Below are 20063 nucleotides of genomic sequence, written 5' to 3' on the forward strand. Positions count from 1 at the left end.
CTAAGGGCTTGCAGGCTGTCAGCAGGGCTTATCGTACGATTTTTTCCGTTTTCTCTATGCCCCCCAGATTGAAGTGTATTCATTACGCATCCTCACTTATCTGCATAATTATCGATAGCCTGCAGCGACATAGCGATCTCCTTGGCCGTGGTTACACCGACAAGCCTGGATGATTGAACCTCAACCCCACCAGAGCGATACACCTGAACAGCTGCAGGGCCCAAAAGTCCGTTTAGCTCCAATAAGCTGCGAACCGAATGGCCACCCTGACTGAGGTCGACTCGAATAGTTTTGAAAGCCCCGAGACTGTCTCTTATCAATGTAACGTGCCGCGCTGTGTCGGCAACCTGGTCGCTCCCTGGGGCCCAATTCGCTACCCACTCCACAACAGCCGGGCTTCCCGCAGTCTTAGCTTCAGCAAGGGCTATGGCCAACTGCTGTGGTGTGTTGACCACTACCCATGGCTGTTCACGGGGGGCCTCAGAGGAGATGCCTGGACCAAGGGGCTGTAAGGGTGACGTTTCGCCTTTGAGCATCCCGATCCATGCGGCGATCCCATATAACAAGACCGCAATCGCGGCGAACCTATTTAACAGCGATGGCGCTGACCCCAGTGATCCGAAAACTCCAAGTGACACGGCCAAATAAACCGCCACTACCCCATAAAGGCCCAGAGTTACCGGCCCTGGCAGCACACGTCCAAGCACCCAAATTCCGACAATGGCCAGAAGCGCGCGAACGAATACCAGTATCGCCTCATTCCACTTCCCAACTGAGGAAAGCAGTCCTCCCAATGTCGCGGCAAACATCACCAGCGGACAGCTCATACCCAATGCGATCCCGGCAAGTTGCGCTATCCCTCCAATGGGCTCACCCCCTGCCTTGAGGTACAGCATCACCGCTGCCATCGATGATGAGGTGAATGGTGTTGTGTAGATAAGGGATACTAAGCCCAGCATTACTGCGCATGGGGCGCTGGCAAAAAAAACAAAGACTCTGCTGGCGTGATTTCCATGGACATCTCGCCGGGTTTTGCCAATTGCAGTTTCCATAACAGCCAGCCCCAACAGAACTAATACTGACGGTACGAGTATCCATGCGGACTGAGCGATGGGCTGTATCTCGATGCCGGCTTCGGTTAGCGCTATAGCCGAGCTGAGGACCACAAGACCTGTCGCCATGGGTACCGTGAAAGCTAGGCCTATAGTGATGCCTCTTCGGACTGACGGTTTACCGAGTAGAAGCACAAATGCGAGTAGTGGAATTACAGGCAAAACACCTGGTGTGAGGAACAGATTCAGGCCCGCTATGAATGCGGAAACCACTGACATTGCGCTCCAGTCACTGGCGGCTGTAATCCCTGCATCCCCTTCTATACGGATGATCTGTTGATCAGGGGGATAGCAAAGACCTTTTTCGGCGCACCCTTGGAAGCCAACCCTCACGTCAAAGCCATCAGCACCATGGTTCTGAACTGGTAGGCGTACCACCAATGTGTCGTGATAAACCACCACGTTTCCAAAATAGGGATCTGCTTTGTGCTCACCCGCGGGCAGCACTGCTGCGCCTGACCGAACACCAATGCCCTGAGCTTGAAAACTCAATTTGGACTTGTACAAATAGTACCCAGGCGCTGCCAGGATGCGAATTTGTACGGAATCTGGAGTACCAGTTGCTGACACCTTGAACGCTTCATGGACTGGTAGGAAGTCTTGGTTTGATGTGAATTCAAACCCATGAGCAGGTACCAGCACCGCGAGACAGGTAAGCCCGATGATGGCAGAGATAAAGCTTCGGAACATTGAGGGCCGCACCTTCAGGAAGAGCAGCCATGTTAGATCACTTGGTTCGGGCAAGCCGCCCAAAACGGGTGGGGCTTTTCCACCTCCACTGGGACAACTGATCAGTTCAGGTTAGGGGCGCACACGAGGGCAAATGAGTAGCCGAAGTCATCGTCATGAGCGGATCCTGATGTTTTTTTCGAGTTGATCTCGTTCATTACAGAAGCGATCAGGTTGTTGATGTCAGGGAAGTTGCTATGCCGGGTACCCTGCAGGCGAACGAACAGTGCCTGCCCGGCGGTTGGTGCTTCTGGGTGAAATGCTACAGGCTCGACGAAGAACGATGGGCCTGCTACTTGTTCTTGGTACGCATACTTATGGGTTACGACCCCGTCACTACGTTCGCCTACCGTTTCGCCTTTGATGAGTTTCAGGAATACCTGGTCAAGCTCAGCAATTAAGTGCCCCAGAGTAGTCTGAGCGCTGCCATGGATCTCGATTACAACTTGCTTCAATGGGTATGCGTGATCTATCCAGCTCTGGCTTGGGCCTTGTTGCAGGTTTACGTCAATTGGTTGGATCCCTGGGTCTGAGCTATCGACTGAGGCGCCCTTGAGGAGAGCAGAATCGATATGCACTATAGGTTTGCGGGACTTAAGGCTTAGCGATTCAAAGAGTTTACGGAACATGATTGCTTTCCTGGGCGGGGGAATGAAAGGCCGGCCGTTGAGTTGACCGCCGGTCGTAGTGACGAAGAGCTCCGCCCTCGGTGGTGATGGGTTGAAGGGCAGCGGTCTTTGTTCCGGGCTGTTGGCGACCTGCTATAACCATCATTTCAACAATACCCTGCCGCCTCAACCCAAAATGACGGTACAAAATAGCGCTAGGGTTGACCTAACCCTTACCATTCCATCCATTGGGCCGTAGAGCTGGTATCGACTATTCAGTTCGCGCTGTTACCCTGCACTGAATGATCAGCCCCGCCATGGAGAGTGAGATGGCCCTTCCCGATTATTCAACCGTTTCAATTTTGAGCTACAGCCCTATCGCCGGTGTGCGGCGCGCAACTGGAGTCCCGATTAAGCTACTCAAGGATGCGGATGAGCGAAACGCTGTGTTCAGTGCAGATGCTACCCAGCTAACCTCCCTCACGAAGCAACCGGACCCCAAGCTCCGACTTGTCTTCGGGCTCTGGGCAATGGATAACGCTCCCTCGCCGGATCTGCGGGATCGAATTCCCCTTGAGGTGATGATCATTCACTACGTCCGTTCGCTGCCTACCTGGTCGATGTTGAGCAAGGCCCCTGCCCTGAATATCATCACTTTGGATTGGCCGGTTGGTGACAGCTACGAGCTCAGAGCCTTCCTGATCGGAGGGGATGCGCCTATGCCACCTGAGCAGCTCCGGTATTTCTACGAACAACAGAAAGGACTTTACCGCCCCGAGGTGGCCGATCTAATGCCCGAGGTGAAGAAGTAAGAAGGCGCGGGCGTCGGTTCAGCGCTGCGATTATTCATCAATGCTCGCGATGTGTCGGCGTTTGAGCGAGTTAAATACTCCAGCTCCGCCCTCAAAGAGAATCCCCGGCACTACTACAAGTCCCAGGCCCCCAATCATGGCAAGCGTGACAAGCCTGACGGCTCCGGTCAGCCCCATCTCAAGTGTGACCCTAATCCAGTACGTTATGAGCAGCCCTAATGATTGGAAGCTGCTCCCGAAGCTCACATATGAGGCCGCTATCTCACTAGCCGCGCCGGCGAATATTGCAGTAACTCCCAGCATCAGCGAACCCTTCAGCCCAACTCGTACATCTGCCCAGCTTGGAATGGAGTGCATGGCGATCACCAGTATTCCCAGCAGTACAGTGAAACCCACGCCGCCAGACGCAGCCATCACGACAGTGGCATTCAACGTCCTAACTGCCTCATCAACGATCCAGCCTGGATCGCCAGATATCTCAGACGGCACGCTCACAAGACCTTGGCCCTTCAGGACGTAGTGCACGATCGTCGCACCTCCGATCAAGGGTGCAACACCCTGTACTGCCATTCCCGCGTTATTGAAAATAGATCTGGGGTTGGCTGTGAATACTACGCATCCAAGGCACCCATCTGTTCTGCCAGGCGTGTAAAGCGCTACCCGTTGGACCTGCAGGCGGAACGCGATACAGGCCAACAAATGAGATAGCTCATGGACAGGGGCCCCGATCGCACCAGTTATCTGGTACGCGCGCCATGTGAAACGGCTTATGCGGCTCAGGGCGAGGTGCCATACGGTGATTGCTGCCGTGGGTATAAGGAGCAGGGATAAGAACATCTGGAGCATCAGCTATACCGCTGGATTAAGTTGGGCGTCGATCAAGTATGAGGCCATTTCGGCTCGCATCATCCCCAAAAAAGGGGTATCAAGTGCCCCAAAATGTAGCCATTCAGGTTGCGGCCGTTATTCTTGTCCTCATGGCCAAGCCCCTTTTATCTGCACGGCCCGGGAGGTAAGTGATGTTCAGCCCTATTTTTCGAGGTTTCGTCCTCAGCCAATCCCAACTTGATGCTTTGGTACCTTTGCTGAACGAAGAGATGAGCAGAGCCAGACCCCGAAGTCGGAAGGCACTCGAGGAAGCAGCTGATGCTTTGTTCCGGGCTGCTGGTTGCGAAGTGAATGAAGTCAACAACGAGCGTGCCACCCCAGAAATGATTGCCAAGGCCGATAAGCGTGACCGCGGGAGTGTGAAGTGAAAAGGATATTGATGCTCGGCCTAGCTGGCTCGCTTGCCCTTCTGGCGGGTTGCAGCGGCATTCAGACAACCAATCCAGGCGTAGTAGGCGTGGATCGAACTCAATACATGTTTGCCGGCCTTTCTCAGAATGATGTCGACACGTCATATGCCCTGTCTTACCGGGCCGGGGTGAAAAAGGCCGAGGCGTCGGGAGTCCTGATCACGAACTCTCCACTTGGCAAACATGTCCAGCAGATTGCTGTACGGCTGGTTATGCAAACACACGTCTTCCGCCCGGATGCTGAAAAGTGGGGATGGTTCGTTAACGTCATCGATGCCGACGTTGTGAACGCGAACTGCGGGCCAGGCGGAAAGATCATTGTCTATAGCGGCCTGATCAAAAGGCTCAATCTCACTGATGACGAGCTTTCGATTGCCCTAGCGCATGAAATTGGGCATGCAATACGTGAGCATGGACGGGAGCAGGCATCGCAGAATGCTGTCTTTGAACTTGCAGGAGGAGTTGGAGCGAATGTCCTGGGTGCTGGTTCGTTAGGTAAGAGCGCTATCACTAAGGCGCTGAGCACCGGGGTAGGTTTGCCATTTAGTCGACGCGACGAGGAAGAAGCCGACTTAATCGGTTTGGAGTTGGCAGCTCGTGCTGGTTTTGACCCTCGCGCAGCAATCACCCTTTGGAAGAAGATGGCAGCCGTTAGCAAGGGTTCGTCCACCCCGAATTTCCTGAGCACTCACCCGAGCGATGGCGATCGGATGAAGCTGCTCGAAGCTGCAATTCCTAAAGTGATGCCTCTCTACCAAGCTAGCCTGAAATAGCCTTGCCACATTTGCGGCCGGTCAGGCTTCATCGAGTTCATGCAATTCCGAAGCCTGGGTTTGAGTAGTCATTTCATCACCGTTCGTTAAGCTATTCATCCATACCAACTCATTCAGTTGCTGAAAGCAGCCAGGCTGCCAGCGAATTCGCGATCGTCAAATCCGCACTACAAGCTCGCCTACTCTTAGCCCCACCCATTCCTATTAAGGTTCCTTCGAATGAAAGCCCATGTCCGCAAACAGAATTCCTTCGCGAGGGTAGCCATAGCTGCGACTTACGGAATTCTGGCTGCCCTATGCGCTCTGGCATCAGATGCCTCAATCCCTACTACGATAGGGGTTGCTATGGGTATCAGCGCTGGAGTTTGGATAAAAGCACCACGGCTGTTCAAGTTATCCCGCTGACCTCCCTCTCCGCTTATACATCCCCACGACCCGAGACGTGAATTTGGTGACCCCCTTTTGAATGGAGTCATCACTGGATCACGGGGAGAATATCCAGCGCTAGGCAGCCCGCCTAGCCGCCTGAAGGCGTGAATCCCTGAAGTGATGGAGCGCTATGCGAGCCCTAATTAAAAATCTTAGCCAGGTTGAGGGCGACGCCTCAACCGTTAACGTTAAGCGGACGACACTCGTCGCCGGCGCACTTATCACCATCGTCGTTCTGATGGTCCTGGTAGTCATCGCGTTCTATGCTTCCTTCAAGGCTATGAGTGCTGCGAATGCGGTGGATGATGCCTGGCAAAGTCAACGTGAGCGGATCCTCAACATCGAGGCTAAGTCAGTGCAGGCCAGCAGTGACGCGGCCGAGGTTAAGATCAGCCAAGCAGCCATCCAGCAAAAACAGCTTGCCTCCGAAAAGAGCATTGCCAGCCTGCAGCAGTCGATCGAACAGTCACAGTCCTACCGCACAGCAAAAGCCGCGCTCGATGCTGAGCAAGAGGCCGCTGTGGCCAAAATTGAGGCTGCGAAGGCTGACGCTCAGAAGCAGGTAGAAGAAGCAGAGAAGAAGGGCGTTGAGAATTTCGACAAGATGCTTGTCGCTCGCCTTCAGAGTCGATGGATGCGTCCTGAGTCAGCCACTTCTCCCGTGTCAGTAGAGGTTCTAGTCCAATTCGCTCCAGACGGCACCATTACCAACGCACTGGTGCCGACTTCCAGCGGTTCGAAGGACGTGGACGACTCAGTGATAAAGGCTGCTGCTGATTTGGCCAAAATTCCTGAAATGGCCACGGTGAATCGTGCGATATACGTGAAATATCTTCGCCAGCGCACAGTGAAGTTCGAAGCCGGCGCGTAAGCAATTGAGGTAGGGAAAGACAAGAAGGCCCCTAAATTAGCGGGCCTTCCTTATGCAGCTGTGGGAACGAAGTTCGCGGGTATCTCGTATGCTCGTATTCCAACAGAAGTACAGTCTTCAGACTCACTACACTCATCCTCAAGCGCTGAGTCATCAAAGCCCGAGACAGCCTCAATTTTCACTTGATAAGGTTTATGGTCTGGGCCTAGCTCAACAAATACCTCTGCATCAGCGCTATATCCCGTCAGCGCCTCGATAACTGCACTTGTCAGATCGTATTCTTCTTTCGAATCCCGGAGAAACCATTCTGGGTCATCAAGCGAGCTCGCACATTTCCCGTGCTGTATCTCAAAAGCGCGAATGAGCACTGAGATCCCGGCTTTTGAACTGGCATCCGCGACCAGTCTGATGCTTTCGATCGATACACAGTACGGCTCACCGTCCTCTCCAAGGGTCACAAAAATGCAGCTATCTGCATCAAACTTGCGAAGGGTCTTAACCAAGTTTGAAATTTTCATATGATTAAACCAGTGACTTAGGTGCAGGCTGGTCAGCCAGCAGGGTTGGCTGATCGTCAGCAGACACCCCTTCGGGCAGTTCGTAGTGAATCCCTTCGAAAATTGCTTGAGCCTTTTTTGGCCCTATACCTTTTACCGCGCACAGCTCATCTATCGAGGCGTTGTTGACCCTGAAAACAGAGCGGAAATGATTGAGCAGTTTTCGGGCGGCTACAGGACCACAACCGCACTTCCCCTCTAGATCGAATAGTGCCTGGCCAATACCCGCCGGTACTTTCCCTTTGCGCATGGGAGGTTCATACCCCAGCCCTGTCTGGGCGTGTTTCGCCATTCTATAAATTATCCCCGCAGCCCGCTTCGGGCTTTTGTACCAGATGACAGTTTGACCCAAAACCACTGCAAGGTAGCTCAACGCACCATCTAGTGCGTCAGGGTGGATCTGCGATCTGACGGCAAAAATGTCGCCTTCTATCAACCAAATGACTTTCTTGAAGTTCAGCCCCATCTTGTTGGCCTGGTTGATAAACCGGCTATCTATGATGCTGGCGCAGAAATCCGCAGCCGTCTTGCGCTCGACCACTAGGTTCGCTTCCAAAACGTAATCGCCAGTTTCGAGATTCCCGGTTGCGATTTCAGCACCCAGCTCACGAAGGGCTTCGGGGATGCGCGATGGAATTTCCCGGGAGTCGACAAATATCTTGACCATTTCGGTTCCTGGTCCGGTTTAGGAGTGTCTTCAATATAACGACTGTGCCCGTTTCTGCCACTTCGAACTGCATACTGAAAAACCATCATCCCTACTGGATTCGGGCACCCTGTTTTGGCTTTGAATTCCCTTATAAGCCGTTACCCTATCCGCACCAACAAGAGGGATGAGTGGTGACTGAAAAGCATCTGGCGCTCCTAGCGTCGACAATTTCATTGGTCCTAGCAACCATGTCTGCCACAGCGCTGATCATGGTCAACTCTGCACGCACCGAGATGAAGACCCAGCATGAAGAGAGCCAGCGGGAGATCGGGAAACTGAACTCGCTTGTTTCGCAGCTAAAAGATAACCAGATTGCCATGCTGCCGCTCCTGGGGCGCCCAAGTGAGATTTCCACGCCACAAGAGCAGGCACCCCAAGATGAGGTCCAGTCTGTTGCATCAAGTCAAGCCGATACGAGCAATGACCAGCCAGATGCGGCGACAGCCGTAACCGAACCCCACCCGACTCCTAAGGTTGCTGTACGGGAATCGCAGCACGATATCCCGGTGGGTATCGCAAAGCCCGAAATCCCTCTAGGGCCGGCTGCCCCGACTCCTGCCGGCGTAAAAGTCTTCAAAGCTACTGACTCTCGGATCGAAGAGTCCCCGGTGCGTGAAAGTGGAGCTCCTCAGGCGAGTATCGGAAATGCTGGGGACACAATCCTTGCGGCTTTCCAAACCCCAACAATGGGGTTAAAGCCCCACCCTGTACTTGATCAGATCAAAGCACCCGTTGTAGTCGAAGAGCCCAAGGTGCTGGAGAGTGTGGACGGGATTCTCGTATCGAAGATCATCTCAAACTGGAAGCGGCCTGAAAGCGCCCGGAACGGTATGGCCGTCGAGATCGTGATCAAGATGGGGCGTAAGGGTCATATTGAGTCGGCAAAGGTGGTCAAATCGAGTGGTGACAAGGCATTCGACTCCTCTGCGACTTCTGCCATCCTGGCTGTCAAGCAGCTGCCTGAAATGACCCAGGTCACCGACGGTACGTACAAGCGCCTTTACCAAGAACGCAGAGTTCGCTTCAGCCCTGAAGACCTCTCGGGCTAAACCAGCTGCTTCAAAAAAGCCGACTAGATGTCGGCTTTTTCGCATATGTACATCAGTCTACTTTCGACTGCTTGGCAGCTATGCCTGCACCGCCGTTGCATAAGCATGTTGAGCATCAGCGTCCTTAACAATTTCGACTTCAAACTCAACGAACTCTTCAGCTAAGGCCTTGTTGATAGCCTCAACCTCCAGATCCGTAATCCCGGTAACCCCTGGCCAGATTCGGACGTAAGCAGCTTCGCGCGGAAACATAAAACGGCCTCGGGTGTACGACTCGCGCAGGACAACATCCACGAGCGTTTTCTGAAAAGCATCGGAACTGATGATAAATCGTAAGTCTGACGAGAATTTGCCACTGAAGTGCTCGGCACCTTCGATTTCGATCACGTTAGGTTTTACGTTCAGATACACCCGATTTCGTACAGCTTTCCGAGTGAACAAAATCAGCCAAGTGCAAATAGCCATACAACTAGCTGTACAAACGGTTACTGGCCAGAAAATTTCTTTAGGTACATAGCCGCGCCACAGGAATGAAAGGCAGCACCAACCAATAAAAATCAACGGAGGTGAAATGAGCTTCCCAATTTGCTTGCCCTGTATTTCCTTCAAAGTGATTCCTCTTTAAGTCGTCAGTTCCAAAGCCGCCCATTAGCCTTTTAAAACAGGTTTTCTCGATCTCAAGCGGTATTTTCTGTACAGATGAATAAGGACAGCTTCAACACTGCTCACCACAACAATGGCTATCAAGAAATTGGTCAGCGTAGCGCTGAAATAGATGAGGCAAGCCATCATGGCCAGATGTCCCAGGCCACTGATGATCATGTTCATCCTTGCGATGCGTGTCATTGCTAACTCCCATACTGGAGACTTTATACGGCCTAATTCTTAGCGAGCGGCGTCTTCCGCCTGAACCTGGGTATCCAACAGATCCATCACTGACGGCGCATCAATCTCTCTTCCGATCCGCCCATACGCCGGCACAGTCTCATCACCTAACATGAGAGTGAGGGATGGTGTTTCATTCACTCCAAACTGCTCACGAATGCTGTGGGTAGCCGCGTCGGGGGTTTCGATACGAATAAGCCTATAGCCAGCAAGTTTGGGGTTTACGCTCGGATTCAAAACTGTCAAATCCAAAACTGAAGAACATGCAGTACAGCCAGGCGCGGTCCAAAGGATCAGACTCTTCTGTCGCGCCGCAACGGCCGCTGCTATCAGGTTCCGCCCTTCCCCTTCGTTGTTTGCAAGCTTCCATAGCGATTCATGTGTTTGTGCTGGTGGCTGCAAGCTCCTGAGCGGCGTTGTAGGGGCCTCGTGACCGGCGAGCCCACCACCAATTGCACAGGCGCCGTAAACGATTAGGAATACCCCGAGAGTCTGCCTCATGGCAGGGCGAAGCGGCTCAGTTCGCCTCATCAGGAAAATAACACCTGAAATAGCAGATAGGAGGCCAAAGGATGCAAGCCCCGCAGATGACCAGGTCGCAGCTGGCAAAACGGCGACAGCGGCAATCCCGGCCAAGGTGAAGGCTGACGCCCCCCAGAACACCGGTGAGCCAACTTTTAACCAATCGTGCCTACCTATGCGCGGTATCAATGCTTTGTTGCCTCTTCAGCAGATTCGGCTTCACTGGCTAGGAAGGTTTGAATCAGCTCAGGATCGGCCCCGACCCACTTCAACGCATCAGACATCAGATTAAATCCCCGTGTGCTCGCGTCGGTTTTGCTTATGGTTTTTTTGACCTTTTCATCCATGACGACCCATGTTTTCTTGGTGTCTTCAATCAGATCAACGACTGAAATCAAACCGCTCTTGGACGCGACTAGCATGGGTGAGTTCCTATGTTTTGGGGGGTGTGCCCATTCAGACCCAATGCTAGGTCCCAGATCTGTCACTAGCAAACCAAACACATGCTACGAAATCGTGTTGCTCGTTCGACCCTTGCAAGCTTTGATTAATCTGTGCGCGAGCATCGCCCACTTGAGGTAGGCATCAAGCCGCTCTACATACCCAGTGCCGGGCTTGCTCGTGCTTTCTCCGATTCTGAACAGCTGAAGCTCTGTATCACAAAGTGAGATCCTTAGAACCAGGATGCCGCGGATGGATTTTATGTGGTCATGAGCTTCTTTCGGCGACATGCCTGCCAGGCCGAACAGCGGCAGTTCGCAATAATGGCAACTAGAGAGATTTACGCCGTTCCACAGCAGCGAGGCTGTCCAAGGGTTTTTTGAGGCTTCCCCACTGTTTTTTGTGCACTCACTGCAGACGACCTGCCAACGCTTTCGCTTGCCCGGGCGCTTTACCTCGGTGAGGATCGCGCCACTTGAACAGGAGTCGCAATCGAAAAGCGCCACGACCCTTGGGTCATGAGAGCCAAAAGCAAGCGTTGGTACCGCACATGAACCCTGAGATGTGGCCAGAAGCAGTTGCAGCGCTTCTTTTTTGCCGGCCAAGCTCAGCTTCTGATGTCCCTTGGACAATCCAGGCATAACAGCATTCCTTGCTTCCGGCCGAAGCCGGCTATTTACCGCGACTTACAAAGCAACGGGGTGGTAGAAAAGCGATTCCACAGGGTCCCGTATCCATCATTGTGTGTTGCGTCTACGACAACGATTTCCACGCAAGAGCCGTCAAGCTGAGCGCTGTAGGCCTGCGCGACTGAAGGGGGAACCACTGGGTCGTTGGAACCAACAATGTGTCTTTGGGGAATCTGAGCAAGCCGTGCTTTGTACGCCAAAGGGGTGATGGGGGCTTTGAGTGGGCTCAGCTTGTGGAGCTTTGTCCAAAATACCGGGTCTACGTTGCCGGCAATGGTCTGCACCTGGTCAACATCATCGCGCATACCGGCCAGCACGAGCGCGACCTCACCACCGCCCGAGTGCCCAACCAGTTCAAAAGTCTCTACATTGAAGCGACGTTTCAAGGCAGTTAGGGCTGAATCCATAGAGTCGATGGCCGGCTTACCGAAGCGTGATCCAGTCCAGACATCAAGGGTGCAGGCGCTGGACCTTACAAACTGACATGGCCTGGCCAAGTACGCCGCGGATGTTAAATCCTCAGCTGCAAACTGAAGCATGAGTGAAGAGTGTGGGGTTGGATCAGTGCTCGGTTGGGAGGATGTTGCCCAGGCGTGGCCGTCCCCCTCTATGTACACACGTAGGTGCTTGTAAGTCCCCGGTGCGGGAACCATTCCCTGAATAGGAAATGTAGGTGTCTGTAGCACGGCTCCTCTCAAGGAGCCTGTCGAAAACTGGGCAAGGTTTACCGGTGATGCACAGCCTCCCAGCAAAGCAGCACTGGCTAGGGCGATGCTGGTGATCATAGTCTTAAGCATTTTCAGCCTCTCTCTAATGCATCTCTCGATAGCGTCCCTCAAGGAGGCTATCGGCAAGTGCATCCAAAAGAATAACGGCCAGCAATGCTGGCCGCTTCTTCTAACATCCTGAATTTATTCTAGAAATCGTATCGGGCCTTGACCGTGAAGGTATCGGCATTGAAGTCGGTTTTCTTGAGGTAGGAGTAGCTCGCGCCTACCGTAACCGCACCGATCGAGTAGTCAGCGCCCAGGCCCAGCTCGAGGCTGTTGCGAGCGCTAGACGCGCCCGAGGACACGAATGGAGAGCCGCCCAGTGTGTAAGTGCTGGTGGTGTTCGCCTTGTCTCCGATGAAGTCGTGGTAAGCCATGGCCGTCGCCGAAGGCTTCAGCGTACCGTTCATGAAGCTGAAGTCCTTGGCGACACGAACGCCGCCGCCGATTTCACCTACTTCGATACGCTGGCCACCGACGCTGAGAGCAGCACTGGAGTTTTTCTCGGTGTAACCATCGATCTTCAGGTTGCTGTAGCGCAGAGCAGCACGTGGTTCGACGAGGAAGCCGTTGTCGAAGTTGAAGCCGTAACCGCCCAGTACGTTGATACCGAACAGGTCACTGTCGTAGTCGCCTTTTGCAACGGTGTCTGCGATGTCACGCTTGCTGGTGTTTTCGTTCTTACCGATGGTCACGCTACCGTCTACGAAAGCAGGGCCTTGGTTCCAGCTGCCGTAGGCAGTCAAAGCGTATGCATCGACGTCGGTCTTGTTGTACAAGCCGTTCACTTTCGAGTTGATGTAGCTGTAGGCAAGACCCAAGGTCAGGTCCGGGGTCAGCTTGCCGTCAGCACCGATGACGATACCGCTGCTGTAAGCGTTGTAGCCTGCAACACCATCACGCGAGCCTTGGTCTGCATCCGAGTACAGTCCTTTGACCCATACGCCGGTATCTTTCAGCACGTCACCGGAGGACATGCCGCGAACTTCAGCATTGCGGCCGTTCAAAGCGTTGGAAACCAGAGATTGGCCGCCCAGTGCAGCTTGAGTCGAGCCACCGTTCACGTTCGGGGACAATTGCTCAGCCAAGCGAGCCAGCTGCTGTTCATCAGCATTGGCGAAGGCTTTGAAGACCTTGTCGTTTGCATCCAACTTGCTCAGGACGCTGTCAGTGAAGGGGCGGATAGCGCGGGATGCATTACCTGAAGCGCCCATCTTGGCGATCAGGTCGGCAACAGTCGAACCAGACTTGCCGGTAACGGTTGCGGTCACTTGGTCGCCGCTAACGTTGAAGCCGGTGATGTTCAGTAGTGCGGAGCTGCTCACCACGGACAGACCGTTGTCGGTCAGCGTACCGGCTTTCACCAGAGTGTAGGTGGTGCCTTGGCTGTTGCCGGTGAAGTCACCCGGGTTAGCGGTAACACCGATTTTGCTGCCACTGGCGAAGGTAGCGTTACCGGCCACATTCAGGATTGGAGTTGCCGGGTTGGTTTGATCGCTGACTCGAAGTTGCAGCGTCCCCGCCGAGGCTACGTTCATATCACCAGTAAAGCTGGTACTGGTAGAAGCCAGGTAAAGGGTGCCCGAGTTCACATCGACCAAGAATGCTTCGATCTCTTGGCCATTGAAGGTGCCATTGCCGTCGACCTGGACGAGGTTCAGGCCTTCCATGTTGCCGGTGATAGTGCCGGCAGTCCACTCGAGGCGGGTTTGGAAGTTACCGTTGATGGATTTCTCGCCGCCGACGATCGATCCGCCGTTCTGGTGAATTACAAACAGATTATTCGCATTGTCATCTCCGCCCTCGGAAGGGTCGTAGTTGACGCTTTCCACGCTGATCCCGGTACCAGTCGAAATGATGTTGCCGGTGTTGATGATGCCGTTGGTGGCAGTCTTCACTTCCGGGGCCAGTGAGTCGACGACGCGGATGCCCACCGCGTTGTCACCAGAGACCTGGATGGTGCCGATGTTGTTAAGGGCGTTAAAGTTCAGGCTTTTGATGACGATGCCGGAGGTGTTGCTGCCGCTGCCTGCGATAGTGCCTTCGTTGATGACGTCATGGCCGAAGTTGATTTTTTCCAGGCTGATGCCGGCCGAATCATTACCAGACACGGCGATATTGCCTTTGTTGATGACGTCTTTACCGATGGTGCCCAGATTACTTGTACCGGTGGATGTGAAGGCGTAAATGCCTTTAGAACCCGTGCCACTAACCGAGAGCTTGCCAGTATTGATCACATCGCCACCGATCTGGGTATTACCCAGTTCGATAGCGCGAGGGGTGTCGCTGTCGATGGTGTTGTCAGCGCCGACCAGGGACATGTTGCCATTGTTGACAAAATTGCCGCCGATCGTAGCGCCGTCAGTAACGATACCTACTGGGGCCATGCCGGAGAGTTCGAAGTTCCCGTTGTTGGTGAGGTTGCCACTGACGGTGGTAGGTACTGCATCGCCGTCGTCCGAGGAATCCAAGTCCAGCGCATCAACGAATTGACCGTGAGCGGTTACATTCGCGTTATTGGTCAGGTCGCCGGTAATGGTTGCACCTTTAAAGCCGGTACCATCTTGATCCGCTTCGCGGTTTGCGTTGCCGGATAGGGTTACATTGTTGTAACTGACTCGAGAGTAAGCCACCTCGCTGGCTCCACTAACATCCTTGTTCAGGTCGGCAGGAACAGCCAGTGCGCTGGCGCTTGCAGCGGTGATGGCCAGGGCCAGGAAGGTCTTGCTCAGTGTGTGTTGGCTCACTTGTTGAATCCTTGCAATGTGTGGGGGGTCCGGCGTCCGTAAGGGCTAAAATTTGCTTCGGATGCTGGCTGCGGAAAAGAGCATAACGACCAAAATCATTTCGACCAGTCAAAATGGGTGGACAAAATCCTCATCCGCAGAACGCCTTTGTAGCAACCCTGATACGTCTCCAAAACGGGTGCTTAGTTAGCACACTACCGTTCGTCAGACAAACTGAACTCTCAGGGAATTTTCAAACCACTGTTTTATATACGTTTTTTTTGAGGATAAAAAATTAATTTCCTCAGATTGGGACTGAATGCTCTGTGAAGGGTTTCACAGACGAAGGTGTCAATGTACTATCACTCCCCGAAGCCAATAAATTGGCTCATAAAGTTTGGCGTGCTGGGAATTATCCCGCCGTCAGACACACGTGTAGAGGGGGAGACCTGGTCTCTCTGCCTGTAGTTGACGGCACCGACGGCTGGGAAATATTTCCCCGCTACTCGCTAGGGAAGGTCGTACCCATTTTTTGGGCGCGGCCTCCGTCCCTGTCTTGTCTGCTATAAGGCCGAGTCCAGTCAATGGACAGCCCCCTCACAAATAAATGTAGGGGGTGAGCAGTGCACAATCAGATTCTGGACCTGAATCCGAAATTGGCTGATAAGGCTAAGGCAGCCGAAACGGCAGCCTTGAACGATTTCCACGAGAAAGTCGTCAAGCTATCTGAAACCTTCTCTATAAAGGAGACGGCCCGACTTCTTCGTGTCAGTACCGGATTTCTGAGGACGCACTCAATACAGCGCGGGGTGACGTTTGCCGATCGTGAAAGCCGCACCCCTGCAGAGAAGCGTAAAGTCAAAAAGCTCTGGGATCACTATCTGATCCACTATGAGACCCGCCAGGTCCAAGCCCCTACCCCATTTGTTAAGCCCGGTGACCTAGCCATCAATCCCGGTCTGGAGCTCAAAAGCCGCCGCGCCTGGGTCAATGGTCAAAATGCGTTCCTCGCCCGTTGTGTCGAACTTTCTGAACTGTTCACCGTTGCAGAAGCAGCTGACATCCTTAAGGTCAGCCATCGCTTCCTCAAAACCTACGCATACAATGAGCAAATCACATTCGTTGGCGGCCCTTCGCTGGATGTGAAGAACGAGTTCTATTGCCGAGCTGAGAAGCTCGCTGCGGACAAAGCGCCGATCCAGGCAGCTGCCCAGACCCTCAACGTCACCACTCGGTTCCTCACAGGATTTGCCAAACACTGGCAACTGCCCTTCATCTTCCCTGAGTCTGTCGATTCCGCCGCCGAATCCGACGATATCTCCTTTATGGAAGACATGTGCATCGACGAGGACGGTGATGACGAACTTGTAATGTCGGATGCTGATTCCGACAGCGACTCGGTCACCTCCTCCCCTTACTACGACCGGCCGACGAATAAGCAAGCTTACGGCTCTTCGTACGCTCAGTTCTAAATGGCCCATACGCCTGGGAATCCAGAAGTCTGGCGTTAGGTTGGGCTTCTCCCCTTCCTAACCAAGGACCAATCATGGACGCTGCCGTAGAAACTGTTTCAACTGCTGATACCGAGCTTTGTGTTACCGATATCTCGATTTCTGATCAGATTAACGGTAGCGGAGACTCCCAAGAGAGTGACGGAAGGCTCCGTCTCAGCTACATAGTGCCACCAGCATTCCGGCAACCAATGGTAAATCAGGCAGCCTGGACCACTTGGTATGGCTCTCCAAAGGCCATCGCTGACGTTACCGATGTTTTGATGCGGTTACGTAGCCCGAAGCTCAATAACGTTCGGGGCCTAGCCACTTTCAACCTGCCCAAAGGGCGGAGTGTGCCCCCGGCAACGATAATGCTTAGTTTTCTGGGCGTTGCCGAGCACCGGCACATTGTGGCCGAGGTTATGGGGGATGAGTTCGATCGCATTGACTTAGGCTCCAAGCTTGAGTTCAACCTCGGTCAGCTGCTTGGTAATAAGGCCCGCGATCAACTGCGCACCATGGCACAAACCTCCGCTGCTACTGATCTTGTCAGCCATATTGAAAGATGCTTCCCGATCATGCGCAGCCTTTTCCAGGCAGGCGTATTTTACCGTGAGCTTGCACTGCCGCTTTTATACCTGGGAGCACTGAAGGATCGGCTTGCAGATAGCTCTCAGAAGCTTAATCAGACCGATCGCTTTCGCATTGATATGGCTTTGTCTGTCTTGCTCAATGCACTGCCATCGCCGTTTTCTGGGGTGATCCTAGGAACCTGTGAGTCGATTCTTAAAGTGTTCCCTGAGCAAGCGGCCAAGGAAGAACGGTTGATCGCCAAGCGGGGTCCAATGGACCCTGCTGTGCCGCTTGCTGAGCAAATGTCTGAGAACGGGTTTGCAAGCCTCGTCCAAGAGGTTGTGACGTTCCACTACAGTTCGAGCGCAGGTCGAAAGCAACCACTCCCAGCCTTGCTCAATGCCGCCGAAGCAGCAGCTTTAGCCTTAAGTCCCGGCGAAAACGTGCTGACTATTGTATACAAGCAATTCTGTGATGACTTTGCACTCCCTCGATGGAACGCGCTCACTGAGTCATTGCAAAAGCATGCAGGATCGATGGAGGTGCCCTTTGATCACAAGGCTCTCCCGAGGGACCTCATCGGCCGGGCAATTGAGCAGCCTAAAGGTCACACCTGTGAAGCCGTCCAATTGCTTCGGGGGCTTATCCAGTTCAACCATGCGCATATGGATGTCGAAGCTTTCACAAAACGCGCAGATAAGCAGTTAGCCAAGGCCCGCGAGTTGGAGTCACAGATCTCAACGTTGGGCGCGAACCTTACCGCGAGCGCGATGATCAAGATCGCCAGCCTGGCTCAGGCCGGCAGCGAAGAGATCATGGCCAACCGTAATTGGTTCAAAACCGAGGTCGAAAGTCTTTCACCACTGGTACGCACCTGGCAGCGGTTCTATGAGGAGTGGGATCGTTTGCTGCGTAAAGGTTCGCCTGGTCCAAACAAGCACGCCGCTTCCTTGGCGGTCGTCGAGAAGCTCCACAAGCAGCCTGCAGCTCCTACAGCGACCTCACCAGAGGTTGAAGACCTTCAAACCCAAATTGAGACTCTTAAGGGCCTGCTTGAGCAGAAGGACATCGACAGCAACGAGATGCGTGTTGAGCTCTACAACCTGCGGCTTTTCAAGGAAAACCTGGGTCTGCCCGTTCACCGGCCTGAACCGTTGGCTTTGAACATGGACATGATGCGTCGCGTAGCTATGCGTGACTCGATTACGCCCACGGACGTACTCATGTTCATCGAATCTGTTTCTGAAGGGCGCGTTGTGGTGCTGGATTCTGCTTGGAAGTCTGCCAAAGAGGCGGCGTCTTTCCAGCAGACCGGGCGCATGCTGGACGTTATCACCACGATGGTATTTCCGTATTACGATTCGCTTATGGCCGGCAATCCCGACTCGACGGCACGGGCCATTCTCGGCAACTCGTACTCAGCAAACGAATCTGAAACTGTTAGCTCGCATCGCCGTCTGCGGGCGCAGCGCGAATTTGAATATCAGGGCGAGATCCATTTCTTCGAACGTCACCTCAAGGCTGGCAATGGCGCTGGTCTTGAGGGTATGCGAATTCACTTTGATATCATCGATGGCAAGGTAGTGATCGCCTACACCGGGCCACACCTGGAGTGCTCATCTAGTAACTGATCGAAGCATCAATTACCGTCGTCGCCCTTTACTTCAGATGGCGTCGACGGTTTATCTTTTGGGGCGGCCATCTTCGACCTCATAGTCTTCTTCACCGTCACCTCCACTGCGCCCGGTGCCTTTTTCGGGACTGTTGGTGTTGGACTGGCTTTCCCGCAAAGGGCAGGTCTTGGTTTGCGAATTGGTGCAGTGCCCACCTGTGCGCTTGCAAGCATCTCGGCTTTCTTTTTCTTGCGCGCTTTTTTACGGGTGATGTGATTCCCTCTCCCTTTGTACTCAAGGAAAAGTGGCAATATTTCTTCTGCGCGAACGAGAGCAATGTAGGACTTCGGGATCATCTTAGGGATTTTCTCTACGCGCGTTGCGCCTAGGAGAATGCACTTCCGGTCGTGATCCACGATCTTCCCCTGCAACGCTCGACCTGAGTCGAGGTAGACCTTGATTAGAATTTCGTTGCGCTGACAATAATCTAAAAAACGATCCTGCTCATTTGTCGACCGATCGTGTTGGGGTATAGCTCGATCGGAATGCTCGTTCGTCATGCGGCCGTCCTGGTCGCTAATTTTTCTGGCCATCGTTCATATGGACACCTGCATATGGACACCTGTGAACGTCAATGCACACATAATACGACCGAAAGTGATGGCATAACAGTGCGCGCCGCGAATTGGGCACGGCAAATGGCCACACATCCACAGTTTTTGGTGGTATTCCGTCAAAACTAAAAATTCTTCAGTGAGGTGATTACCAGCCGTGCTGTGGCTTAGGTATTGGTCAAGGCTGAAGGTTCGGCTCCTACAAACAATATACCTATTATTCGTAGGAAATGTCGTACACACAGTGTAGATCAATTGGCTGCAACCCGCGTCGCACGGGCTTTGCTACGGCACCTCAGAATGGATCGCGTGGCCTTGGCGTAACCGACGCAGCAAGGCTATCAATAATCAAGATCAGTTCAATCAGGTCGCAGTATGGGACGCAGCCTTCGCCGTATTTTTTCCATATGAAGGACTTCAGCCCCTCAGGCCAGTCCTCCATCATGTAAAGGGCTTGGTTTGAAACCATACCTAAACGCCGTTCAGTTTCGTTCGGTGAGCAATCCCTAGGTCCAATGGTTTTGTGCACCCGTACCCAAAGAGACTTGAACCCGTCTCTATACGACTCTGGAGCATCATCAAATGGCGTCCTGAACTGATCCGAGTCGACTAGTGCAACATCGGATTTTGGCTCAGCACTCTGTGAATCAATCGAACTCAATGGTGTCGTTGATTTCTGATTACGCCGGCGCTCTAGGTATGGCTGGAATGCAATGATCATCGGACCTCGCGTGCTGTCGGATTGTGGCCTACGGCTCCCCGAGATTCTCAAGCTAACCCAGCTGTCCGC

20 protein-coding genes are annotated in these 20063 nt (G+C 53.4%); 8 read left to right on the forward strand and 12 right to left on the reverse strand.

Features of this window, described 5'->3' with window-relative positions; genetic code table 11:
* Positions 1 to 92: 92 nt before the first annotated feature.
* Both H8F22_RS29720 and H8F22_RS29725 read right to left on the reverse strand, forming a co-directional pair.
* Complete coding sequence (locus H8F22_RS29720; protein ID WP_169904205.1) at positions 93 to 1802, reverse strand: protein-disulfide reductase DsbD domain-containing protein; 1710 nt, start codon at positions 1800 to 1802, stop codon at positions 93 to 95.
* 101 nt (positions 1803 to 1903) lie between these two features.
* Positions 1904 to 2470 carry a hypothetical protein gene (locus tag H8F22_RS29725; protein ID WP_169904206.1) on the reverse strand — a complete coding sequence of 189 codons (567 nt, stop codon included), beginning with the start codon at positions 2468 to 2470 and terminating at the stop codon, positions 1904 to 1906.
* Positions 2471 to 2778: 308 nt separating this feature from the next.
* Between H8F22_RS29725 and H8F22_RS29730 the strand changes: the two genes are divergently transcribed.
* On the forward strand, positions 2779 to 3261 hold the full coding sequence (locus H8F22_RS29730; protein WP_169904207.1) for a hypothetical protein: 483 nt from the start codon (positions 2779 to 2781) through the stop codon (positions 3259 to 3261).
* A gap of 30 nt (positions 3262 to 3291) precedes the next feature.
* On the opposite strand, the gene H8F22_RS29735 is transcribed toward H8F22_RS29730, so the two are convergent.
* Positions 3292 to 3786: a hypothetical protein gene (locus tag H8F22_RS29735; RefSeq protein WP_169904208.1), complete on the reverse strand. Its 495-nt coding sequence runs from the start codon at positions 3784 to 3786 to the stop codon at positions 3292 to 3294.
* A 494-nt stretch (positions 3787 to 4280) separates the two neighbouring features.
* On the opposite strand from H8F22_RS29735, the gene H8F22_RS29740 reads away from it, so the two are divergent.
* The 3 genes from H8F22_RS29740 (at position 4281) to H8F22_RS29750 (ending at position 6632) form a co-directional block, all read left to right on the forward strand.
* Complete coding sequence (locus H8F22_RS29740) at positions 4281 to 4517, forward strand: hypothetical protein (protein ID WP_078465749.1); 237 nt, start codon at positions 4281 to 4283, stop codon at positions 4515 to 4517.
* Positions 4518 to 4528: 11 nt separating this feature from the next.
* The gene (locus H8F22_RS29745; protein ID WP_186353504.1) at positions 4529 to 5332 is read left to right on the forward strand and encodes a M48 family metallopeptidase; all 804 of its coding nucleotides are present in this window, start codon (positions 4529 to 4531) and stop codon (positions 5330 to 5332) included.
* 559 nt (positions 5333 to 5891) lie between these two features.
* Complete coding sequence (locus H8F22_RS29750) at positions 5892 to 6632, forward strand: TonB C-terminal domain-containing protein (protein WP_169904209.1); 741 nt, start codon at positions 5892 to 5894, stop codon at positions 6630 to 6632.
* A gap of 50 nt (positions 6633 to 6682) precedes the next feature.
* Here H8F22_RS29750 and H8F22_RS29755 read toward each other — a convergent pair whose 3' ends face one another.
* A complete protein-coding gene (locus H8F22_RS29755; protein WP_078465746.1) occupies positions 6683 to 7150 on the reverse strand; it encodes a hypothetical protein in 468 nt (155 codons plus the stop codon).
* A gap of 4 nt (positions 7151 to 7154) precedes the next feature.
* The gene (locus tag H8F22_RS29760; protein ID WP_078465745.1) at positions 7155 to 7856 is read right to left on the reverse strand and encodes an ERCC4 domain-containing protein; all 702 of its coding nucleotides are present in this window, start codon (positions 7854 to 7856) and stop codon (positions 7155 to 7157) included.
* A 170-nt stretch (positions 7857 to 8026) separates the two neighbouring features.
* Here H8F22_RS29760 and H8F22_RS32990 point away from each other — a divergent pair, with 170 nt between their 5' ends.
* A complete protein-coding gene (locus tag H8F22_RS32990) occupies positions 8027 to 8947 on the forward strand; it encodes an energy transducer TonB (RefSeq protein WP_078465744.1) in 921 nt (306 codons plus the stop codon).
* Positions 8948 to 9025: 78 nt separating this feature from the next.
* Here the strand turns inward: H8F22_RS32990 and H8F22_RS29770 are convergent, their stop codons facing one another.
* The 4 genes from H8F22_RS29770 to H8F22_RS29785 form a co-directional block, all read right to left on the reverse strand.
* Positions 9026 to 9556, reverse strand: coding sequence for a hypothetical protein (locus tag H8F22_RS29770; protein WP_078465743.1), 531 nt, complete (start codon positions 9554 to 9556; stop codon positions 9026 to 9028).
* Between the two features lie 39 nt (positions 9557 to 9595).
* Positions 9596 to 9793: a hypothetical protein gene (locus H8F22_RS29775; RefSeq protein WP_078465742.1), complete on the reverse strand. Its 198-nt coding sequence runs from the start codon at positions 9791 to 9793 to the stop codon at positions 9596 to 9598.
* Between the two features lie 746 nt (positions 9794 to 10539).
* On the reverse strand, positions 10540 to 10776 hold the full coding sequence (locus tag H8F22_RS29780; RefSeq protein ID WP_078465740.1) for a hypothetical protein: 237 nt from the start codon (positions 10774 to 10776) through the stop codon (positions 10540 to 10542).
* A gap of 84 nt (positions 10777 to 10860) precedes the next feature.
* On the reverse strand, positions 10861 to 11436 hold the full coding sequence (locus H8F22_RS29785; protein ID WP_078465739.1) for a hypothetical protein: 576 nt from the start codon (positions 11434 to 11436) through the stop codon (positions 10861 to 10863).
* A 281-nt stretch (positions 11437 to 11717) separates the two neighbouring features.
* Here H8F22_RS29785 and H8F22_RS29790 point away from each other — a divergent pair, with 281 nt between their 5' ends.
* Positions 11718 to 11879, forward strand: coding sequence for a hypothetical protein (locus tag H8F22_RS29790; protein WP_161952140.1), 162 nt, complete (start codon positions 11718 to 11720; stop codon positions 11877 to 11879).
* Positions 11880 to 12400: 521 nt separating this feature from the next.
* On the opposite strand, the gene H8F22_RS29795 is transcribed toward H8F22_RS29790, so the two are convergent.
* Positions 12401 to 15001 (reverse strand): autotransporter family protein, encoded by a 2601-nt coding sequence (locus H8F22_RS29795; RefSeq protein ID WP_078465737.1) that lies wholly within the window; start codon positions 14999 to 15001, stop codon positions 12401 to 12403.
* Between the two features lie 602 nt (positions 15002 to 15603).
* Between H8F22_RS29795 and H8F22_RS29800 the strand changes: the two genes are divergently transcribed.
* Both H8F22_RS29800 and H8F22_RS29805 read left to right on the forward strand, forming a co-directional pair.
* Complete coding sequence (locus H8F22_RS29800; protein WP_078465736.1) at positions 15604 to 16452, forward strand: hypothetical protein; 849 nt, start codon at positions 15604 to 15606, stop codon at positions 16450 to 16452.
* Positions 16453 to 16526: 74 nt separating this feature from the next.
* Positions 16527 to 18677, forward strand: a complete 2151-nt coding sequence (locus tag H8F22_RS29805) for a hypothetical protein (RefSeq protein ID WP_078465735.1) — start codon at positions 16527 to 16529, stop codon at positions 18675 to 18677.
* An 8-nt stretch (positions 18678 to 18685) separates the two neighbouring features.
* Here H8F22_RS29805 and H8F22_RS29810 read toward each other — a convergent pair whose 3' ends face one another.
* Together H8F22_RS29810 and H8F22_RS29815 are read right to left on the reverse strand one after the other, a co-directional pair.
* Positions 18686 to 19219 carry an RNA chaperone Hfq gene (locus H8F22_RS29810; protein WP_194941029.1) on the reverse strand — a complete coding sequence of 178 codons (534 nt, stop codon included), beginning with the start codon at positions 19217 to 19219 and terminating at the stop codon, positions 18686 to 18688.
* Between the two features lie 349 nt (positions 19220 to 19568).
* Entirely contained in the window at positions 19569 to 19994 is a 426-nt protein-coding gene (locus H8F22_RS29815; protein ID WP_153045938.1) for a hypothetical protein, read from the reverse strand.
* Positions 19995 to 20063: the final 69 nt, after the last annotated feature.

Origin of the sequence: Pseudomonas mucoides (genome assembly GCF_015461845.1) — a bacterium.
Taxonomy (GTDB): Bacteria; Pseudomonadota; Gammaproteobacteria; order Pseudomonadales; family Pseudomonadaceae; genus Aquipseudomonas; species Aquipseudomonas mucoides.